The organism is Streptomyces albus subsp. chlorinus, assembly GCF_013302895.1.
GTDB lineage: Bacteria > Actinomycetota > Actinomycetes > Streptomycetales > Streptomycetaceae > Streptomyces > Streptomyces chlorinus.
This window is the reverse complement of record NZ_VJOK01000001.1, coordinates 4,463,331-4,471,088: the sequence shown is the minus strand read 5'-3', so window position 1 is coordinate 4,471,088 and position 7,758 is coordinate 4,463,331. Positions and strand designations below refer to the sequence as shown.

The following is a 7,758-nucleotide window of genomic DNA, read 5'->3' as shown; positions in this document are numbered from 1 at the left end:
CGCGGCGGTAGGCCGGGGTGTCGGCGGGTGCGAGCCAGAGCCGTTCCAGCTCGTCGTCCAGCCAGGTGACCGTCAGCGAGCAGCCCGCCATGTCCAGCGAGGTGACCAGCTCCCCCACCTCCGGGCGGACGAGTTCGAGCCCCGCCTCGGTGAGCAGCCGCGCCACGGCCGCCCACAGCACGTACAGCTCCTCGTACTTGGTGGCGCCCAGGCCGTTGAGGAGGACGGCCACCCGGTCGCTGCCGGCGGCCTCGGCGGGCCGCTCGGCCAGCAGGCCCTCCACCAGGGTGCGGGCCAGGTCCTCGGCGGTGGTCAGCGCGCTCTCGCTGACGCCGGGCTCCCCGTGGATGCCCAGGCCCAGGCCCAGTTGTCCCTCGGGCACGGTGAACAGCGGCTGGCCCTGACCCGGCAGCGTGCACCCGGCGAACGCCACGCCGAGGGACCGGGTCCGGGCGTTGGTGTGCTCGGCGACGCGGACCACCTCGTCGAGGTCCGCGCCCTCCTCGGCCGCCGCCGAGGCCGTCTTGTAGACGGTGAAGCCGCCCGCGATGCCGCGGCGCCGCCCGGCCTGATCCGCCGGGGCGCTGGCGATGTCGTCGGTGACGGCGAAGCAGCGGGCGGGTATGCCCTCGGCCGTCAGCCGCTGGGCCGCCTGGCCGAAGTTCATGACGTCGCCCGCGTAGTTGCCGAACAGGAACAGCACGCCGGCGCCCGTCTCGGCCTCCGTCGCCACGGAGTACGCCTGCGCGGCGGACGGGGAGGTGAAGACGTTCCCGATGACGGAACCGTCGGCGAACCCCTCGCCCACCACGCCGCAGAACGCGGGGTAGTGGCCGGAGCCGCCCCCGGTGAGCACGGCCACCTTCGGGGCGTCGGGGCGGCGGGCCCGTACGACACCGCCGGGGACCGCGCGGACGTGCTCCGGGTGCGCCGCGGTGAAGCCCTTCACCATGTCCTCGGTGAAGCGGGCCGGGTCGTTGAATATCCGCGTCATCTTCCTCGCTCCAGCTGTCGGTTCTCCACCGCCGCCTCGTGCGGCCCTCTCACCAGGACTCGCGGGCTGTCTTCAGGGCGTCCAGGTACCGGTGGTAGCCGTCCTCGTAGAAGGCCACCGCCTCGTCGTCGGCGCGGGCGATGCGCGCCCCGGAGTGCGGGAGGCCGGCCCGGACACCCAGCGCGTCCCAGGCGACCCGCGCGGCGCCGCGGATCCCCACCGCGTCCTGGCGCACGTGCACGTCCCGGCCGAGGACCCCGGCGAAGATGCGCCCCCATTCGCCGGAGCGCGCCCCGCCGCCGCAGGCGGTGATGTCGCCGTCGACGCCGAGGGCCTCCAGGCAGTGCCGGGCCGAGTAGGCGACCGACTCGCACAGGGCGCGCACCAGGTCGGCGCGTCCGGTCAGCGGCGAGAGGCCGTCCAGCCGGCCACGGGCCCGCGCGTCCACGAAGGGCGCACGCTCGCCGCTGGTGGACAGGAAGGGCAGCGCCGTCACCCCGCCGGCCCCGTGCGGGGACTGGGCCAGCAGGGCGTCCAGTTCCTCGATGCCCACGCCCAGCATGCCCAGCAGCCAGTCGAGCCCGGCCGTGCCGATCATGGCGGGCATGACCCGCAGATAGCGGTCGGCGTAGGGGGTGGCCAGCACCATGCCGGCCGCCTCGGCACGGGCGCCCTCGCCCGGCGCGGGGTCGTCGGCGAGCACCTGGCAGGCCAGGGTGGTGCCGATGATGAGGTTGCCCTGGCCGGTCTGCTCCAGGCCGGAGCCGAACCCGCAGGCGGGGATGTCGAAGGGGCCGGCGCTCACCGGCAGCCCGGCGGGCAGGCCCAGTTCGGCGGCGACCTTGGGCAGCAGGCCGAACAGGGTGCCGGGCGGCGCCGGTTCAGCCAGCAGTCCGCGCCACCGGTCCAGTCCGCACAGCCGGAGCGCCTCGTCGTCGTAGGTGCGGGTGGCCACGTCCAGGAACGGGACCGAGGCGTCCGAGGCGTCGACGGTCCGCTCGCCGGTGAAGCGCTGGGCGATGGCGTCCACGCAGTAGCCGGCCACATCGGCGGCGGCCAGCCGGTCGGGCTCGTGTTCGGCCAGGTGGGCCAGGAGCGGGCCGGCCGCGCCGGGGAACATCCCGGCGCCGGTGCGCCGGTGCACCGCGGCGGCCGTGCCGTCGGCGGTCCACCGGTCCAGGACGGGCGCGGCCCGGCCGTCCATCCAGGACAGCGCGCGGCCCACCGGACGGCCGCGCGCGTCCCGCAGCCACAGCCCGTCACCCTGCCCGGTGAGGGCGAGGGCCTCGACGGGCTCGTCGGCGTCGAGCTGTGCGGCGTCGGCGACGGCGGCCCTCACCACGGTCACGACCGTGCCGATGACCTCGTCCATGTCCTGCTCGACGCGGTTGCCCGGCAGCGTGTAGAGCGTGCTGCGGGCCTCGTGCGCCGGACCGGTGCGCCCGTCGCGCGTGATCAGCTGGGCCTTGGTGACCGAGGTGCCGACGTCGACGCCGAGGATCATGACGACCGTCCTTGCCCGGCGGTCCCCTCCGCGTCGAAGACCTGGGGGTTGACGACGAACTCGGGACGCTCGCCCCGCAGGTGGGCGGCGGCCTGGGCCGCGGTGACGGCGGCGGCGCGGTCGGCGGTCTGCCGGGTGGCGCCCGCCAGGTGCGGGGTGGTGATGACGTTGGGGGCGCCGTGCAGCGGCCAGTCGGCGGGCGGCGGCTCGACGTCGTACACGTCCAGGGCCAGCGCGCCCAGGTGGCCGCTGCGCAGCATGTCCGGCAGGGGGCCGTAGTCCATCAGCTCGCCGCGCGCCGAGTTGACGAGCACGGCGCCCCGAGGCAGCAGCTTGAGGTTGTCGGCATTCAGCATGTGCCGCGTCTCGGGGGTGACACGGGCGTGCAGGCTGACGACCGCACTGCGGCGCAGCAGATCCTCCAGCGAGGTCAGTTCCACCCCGTCGGCCGCGGCCCTGGCCGGGTCGGCGTAGGGGTCGTGGACCAGCACATGGGAGCCGAAGGCGCGCAGCACGCGGGCGACGATGCCGCCGATGGCGCCGTAGCCGACCAGGCCGACCGTGGTGCCGTCCAGCTCGATGCCGGCGTTCTCGATGGCGTAGTAGTCGCCGCGCCAGGTGCCCTTCTTCAGCTCCGCGTCGGAGGCGGGGATGCGGCGCATCGCGGCGAGCATCAGGCCGAGGGCGAACTCGGCCGCCGCGGCGGCGTTGCGGCCGGGGGTGAAGGTGACGGGGATGCCGGCCCGGGTGGCGGCCTCCACATCGACGTTGACGGGGCCGCCGCGCGCGACCGCGATCAGCTTGAGGTTCGGCGCCTCGCGGATGACGCGGTCGGTGAAGGGCGCCATCTGGACCAGGGCGATCTCCGCGTCACCGAGGGCTTCGAGCAGCTCCTCCTCGGTGCCGCTGGCCTCCTTGACGTTGCCGACCGGCCCGAAGGGGGTGTGCGGCCAGGGGGTGGTCTGGGTGCGGAAGGTCAGCTCGGCGCCGGGGGCCGCGGCCCTGAGCGCGTCGACGAAGAGCTGGGGGGCGATGAAGTGGTCGCCCGAGGCCAGGACCTCGGTCATCGGGACTCCTTGAGCTTGCTCAGCAGGTAGCGGCGTACCGCCTCGTGGTCACTCGCACAGTAGGCGGCGCCCGCCAGGGCGTCGGCGGCCGGCGGGTAGCCCGGGTTGGGGATGGCGACGACCGTCATCCCGGCCGCCGCGGCGGCCCGCAGCCCGTTGCTGGAGTCCTCGACCGCGAGGCAGTCGGCCGCGGGCACGCCGAGCTTGCCGGCCGCCGCGAGGTAGACGTCCGGGCTGGGCTTGCCGCGCGGCACCTCGGCGCTGGAGACGGTGGCCTTGAAGTGGTGATCGATTCCATGGTGCGCCAGGACGGCGTCGATGACGCGGCGCGGCGCGGACGAGGCGAGCGCGATGGGGCCGAGCGCGGCGGCGTCGGTGACCATCGCGCGGGCGCCGGGCAGCAGGTCGATCTCGCCGTCCTCCAGCGCCTTGATCATGCCGTCCACGACGGTGCGCTCGGTGTCGGCGGCGCTGTCGCCCCCGCCCGCGAAGTCGGTGAGGAAGGCGGCCCACTCGGGGGCGCTCATGCCCTGGCAGCTCTTGGTCTGCTCCGGGCCCCACCGCTTGCCGCGCTCGGCCGCGAACGCGGTCCACAGCCGCTCCCAGAGATGCTCGCTTTCCACGAGCACTCCGTCCATGTCAAACACCACTGCATCGGCCACGGCCGGACTCCTCACCTTCGGCTCCCTGCAAATTAACATCGGTTCTGTTATCTGTCACTTGTGGCCTGATACGCCAACCAGTCCTCCTGTGAGACTCCGGCCGGTCCCGGGCCCGCGACCGGCCGCGCGGGGTGCAGGATGGTGCGTATGACCGCCCAGGGAGCAGCGCGCGCCTCGCGCCAGAAACGTCAGCAGCAGATCGTCGACCACGTGCTGGCCAAGGGCGACGCCTCCGTGGCGGAGCTGACCGAACTGACCGGCGTCAGCGTGATGACCGTCCACCGGGACATCGCCGAACTGGCCGACCGGGGCATCCTGCGCAAGTACCACGGCGGTGTGACGGCCCAGCCCTCCACCGTCTTCGAGTCCAGCTCGGACTTCCGGCTGCACGCGCACACCGACGAGAAGGACGCGCTGGCCCGCGCGGCGCTGGACTTCGTGGCGCCGGGGATGTCGCTGATGCTGGACGACTCGACCACCGCGCTCGCCCTGGCCAAGCTGCTGCCGCAGGTGGGACCGCTGACGGTGGTCACCAACTACCGGCTGATCACCGAGGAGCTGCGGGCCGTGGAGGACGTACGGCTCATCGGGATCGGCGGCGAGTACTCGCGCACCCACGACTCGTGGATCGGGCTCTCCGCACTGGAGATGATCAAGAGCTTCTCGGTGGATCTCACCCTGGTCTCCACCTCGGCCATGACCGGCACCATGACCTACCACCAGGAGCAGGAGATCGTCGCGCTCAAGCGGGCGATGCGCGAGGCGGGCTCGCTCAGTGTGCTGCTGATGGACCACAGCAAGGTCGGGCGCAGCGCGCTGCACCGGCTCGACCCGGTGGGCGCGTTCGACCACGTGGTGCTCACCGGCCCCGTGGAGGACGAGGTGGTGGCCGAGATGCGCAAGCTGACCGAGGTACGTGTGGTGGCGGCCTGATCTTCTCGCGGGCACGTGGGCGCGGGCTGCGACCGCGACTGGGGACCACAGCGGCCGACGCGACCGGCGACGGCGACGGCGACGGCGACGGCGACGGCGACGGCGACGGCGACGGCGACTACGGAACCGAGCCGTCCTGTTACGCGATAACAAAACTCGACGATGTTTTTAACACAGCTCTTGATATTTCTCGCAGTCGGGCTGAGGATCTGCGGTGCACCAACTGGTTACCTCAGAGCGGAGGCCCCCCGATGGCGGATGCAGCGACGCGTGACCCCGGCAGAGGGGTGCTCGATCGCATAGGGCTGCCGAAACCCCTGGTCCTCGGGTACATCGGCGTGCTGCTGTTCATGATCGGCGACGGGGTCGAGAGCGGCTTCATCGCCCCCTACATGGCCGACCACGGCGCGGGGACCGACGTGAAGGCCGGCTACGTCATCACCGTCTACGGCGTCGCCGTCATGCTGGCGTCCTGGTTCTCCGGCGCCCTCTCCCAGGTGTGGGGCCCCCGCAAGGTGATGTGGGTCGGCCTGGTCATCTGGGCCGTCTTCGACGCCCTCTACCTGCTCTTCGCGCTGGGCACCGAGAGCTTCCCGCTGATGCTCCTCTTCTACGGCATCCGCGGCTTCGGCTACCCGCTCTTCGCCTTCGGCTTCCTGGTGTGGATCACCGGCAGCGCCCCGAAGGCCCGGCTGGGCACCGCCGTCGGCTGGTTCTACTTCGCCTTCACCGGCGGCCTGCCCACCCTCGGCTCCCTGTGGTCCAGCTTCACCATTCCGCAGATCGGCGAGATGGGCACCCTGTGGACCGCCCTCGGCCTCATCCTCGTCGGCGGCGCCATCGCCCTGGTGGGCGCCAAGCGCCGGGAGGGCGGCGACCGGCTGGCCGAACCCGGCGTGACCACCGGGCAGTCGCTCTACAACAGCGTCTCCATCGTCTGGACCAACCCCCGCGTCCTCGTCGGCTGCCTGGTGCGCGTCATCAACACCGCGCCCGAGTTCGGCATGCTCGTCTACCTGCCGCGGATCTTCTCCGACGACGTCGGCTTCGGCACCGACAAGTGGCTCCAGCTGCTGGCGATCATCTACGGCACCAACATCTTCTTCAACCTGATCTTCGGCGCCGTCTCCGACCGCATCGGCTGGCGCACCACCATCGCCACCTTCGGCGCCCTCGGCTGTGCGATCAGCGTGACCGTCCTCTACTTCGTGCCCACCTGGCTCGGCCCCGACTACTACTGGGTCGCCGTCCTGGCCGGCATGCTATACGGCGCCACGCTCGCGGGCTTCGTCCCGATCTCCGCGCTGATCCCCAACATGGCGCCCGAGAACAAGGGCGGCGCCATGGCCCTGCTCAACCTCGGCGCGGGCGGCGCCACCTTCGTCGGCCCCGCCATCGCCTCCCTGTTCCTCCCCCTCGTCGGGGCGGGCGGCGTCACCATCGTCTTCCTGGCGCTGTACCTGGTGGCCATGGTGCTCACCTTCTTCCTCAAGATGCCCGAGGAACAGGGCGCGCCGACGCCGGCCGCCCCGGCCCCCGCGGAGAAGGGGTCGGCACCGAGCACGGTGTGAGCACCGAGCAGGGTGTGCGCGTCGTAGCCTCCGGGCGGGCCGGTGAGACGACCCGCCCGGGAGGCACCCCGCACAACCGCTGACGACACACGGAGGGGCTCCGGCGCGCAACCGGCCGGAGCCCCTCCGGCGTCCCGTCCGCGGCGTGCTCTCCGTGCGGAAGCTCCGCTCGCGGCTCCCGTTCGGCTCCCCCGTCGCTGCCCGTGACTCCCCGTGGTTCCCCAGGGCCCCTCCCGGTCACCCCTCCCGCTCGATCCACTCGGTGCCGCCCAGCGGGTAGTCATAGCCGGGGCGTCCGGAACCGGCGCTCGTACGGAACGGCTTGCCGTCGTCGTCGATGTGCACCGTTCCGCGCCGGCCCCCGCTGGACCACTTGAGAGTGAGGTCCCAGCGCACGTCGTGCGCCTTGGTGCGGGCGGTCACGTAGAAGACCTCCGGGTCGGACTCGCTGACCTTGTACGGGAAGTCGCGCTGACCGCCCTTGACGGTGACGGCCGGGCTCCCGTTGTCGAGGTCGATGGCGAACGACGTGGTGCCGACCTTGCCGCCGCATCCCACACCCATCGCGTAGTCGTTCCAGGCGAGCGGCGCGCCCTTGTCGAGGACGCGCACATGCAGCTCCTCCAGGACGACGGTCTCCTCCCCGGTGCCCTGCACGGTGAGCGCCACACGCTGCTCCCCCGAGGCGACCGCGCCGTTGGCGGCGACCCAGCGGGGCGCGTCCTGCTCACCGGCCGGCGGACCGACCTGCTCGGGCCCGCTGTCGACGAGGAAGTGCTGGCTGCACGGGTTCTCGTAGACGTAGGGGCGGACGGCGACGTTGACGAGTACGCCGCCGGAACGCTCGGCGGCGCCGTCGCCGCCACCGCCGCCACCGCCGTGCCGGGCGGCGGGCCGTGAGGCCGAGGACGAGGGTCCGCCGGTCTCCGCCGCGCCCCGGGACCCGGACGCCGGTGCGGACGACCGCCCCGCGCCCGCCCGGCTCCCGTCGGTACGGGCGTCCGCGCCCGCCCTGGTGCGGGCAGCC

The 7,758-nt window shown here is 72.9% G+C and carries 6 protein-coding genes and 1 pseudogene; 2 read left to right on the top strand and 5 right to left on the bottom strand.

Annotated features, from left to right (window positions below; all coding sequences use genetic code 11):
- From FM076_RS19485 to FM076_RS19470, 4 genes are all read right to left on the bottom strand, one after another.
- On the bottom strand, positions 1 to 994 hold a 994-nt coding region (locus FM076_RS19485; protein ID WP_173872290.1), incomplete at its 3' end, for a dihydroxyacetone kinase family protein.
- Between the two features lie 49 nt (positions 995 to 1,043).
- On the bottom strand, positions 1,044 to 2,498 hold the full coding sequence (locus FM076_RS19480) for an FGGY-family carbohydrate kinase (RefSeq protein WP_173872289.1): 1,455 nt from the start codon (positions 2,496 to 2,498) through the stop codon (positions 1,044 to 1,046).
- Positions 2,495 to 3,565 carry a 2-hydroxyacid dehydrogenase gene (locus FM076_RS19475; RefSeq protein WP_173872288.1) on the bottom strand — a complete coding sequence of 357 codons (1,071 nt, stop codon included), beginning with the start codon at positions 3,563 to 3,565 and terminating at the stop codon, positions 2,495 to 2,497. The genes FM076_RS19480 and FM076_RS19475 overlap by 4 nt, the downstream gene beginning before the upstream one ends.
- Positions 3,562 to 4,227, bottom strand: coding sequence for an HAD family hydrolase (locus FM076_RS19470; RefSeq protein WP_345945108.1), 666 nt, complete (start codon positions 4,225 to 4,227; stop codon positions 3,562 to 3,564). Before FM076_RS19470 ends, FM076_RS19475 begins: the two co-directional genes overlap by 4 nt.
- 147 nt (positions 4,228 to 4,374) lie before the next feature.
- Between FM076_RS19470 and FM076_RS19465 the strand changes: the two genes are divergently transcribed.
- Both FM076_RS19465 and FM076_RS19460 read left to right on the top strand, forming a co-directional pair.
- Positions 4,375 to 5,160 (top strand): DeoR/GlpR family DNA-binding transcription regulator, encoded by a 786-nt coding sequence (locus FM076_RS19465; RefSeq protein WP_173872286.1) that lies wholly within the window; start codon positions 4,375 to 4,377, stop codon positions 5,158 to 5,160.
- A 251-nt stretch (positions 5,161 to 5,411) separates the two neighbouring features.
- A complete protein-coding gene (locus FM076_RS19460; RefSeq protein WP_173872285.1) occupies positions 5,412 to 6,731 on the top strand; it encodes an MFS transporter in 1,320 nt (439 codons plus the stop codon).
- Positions 6,732 to 6,968: 237 nt separating this feature from the next.
- Here the strand turns inward: FM076_RS19460 and FM076_RS19455 are convergent.
- A pseudogene (locus tag FM076_RS19455) lies at positions 6,969 to 7,758 on the bottom strand (transcriptional regulator); the annotation flags it as partial.

Excerpts from the sequence above, each read along its gene's own strand:
- FM076_RS19460 (WP_173872285.1), top strand. The coding sequence starts at position 5,412 with ATGGCGGATGCAGCGACGCGTGACCCCGGCAGAGGGGTGCTCGATCGC.
- FM076_RS19475 (WP_173872288.1), bottom strand. The coding sequence starts at position 3,565 with ATGACCGAGGTCCTGGCCTCGGGCGACCACTTCATCGCCCCCCAGCTC.
- FM076_RS19480 (WP_173872289.1), bottom strand. The coding sequence starts at position 2,498 with ATGATCCTCGGCGTCGACGTCGGCACCTCGGTCACCAAGGCCCAGCTG.
- FM076_RS19465 (WP_173872286.1), top strand. The coding sequence starts at position 4,375 with ATGACCGCCCAGGGAGCAGCGCGCGCCTCGCGCCAGAAACGTCAGCAG.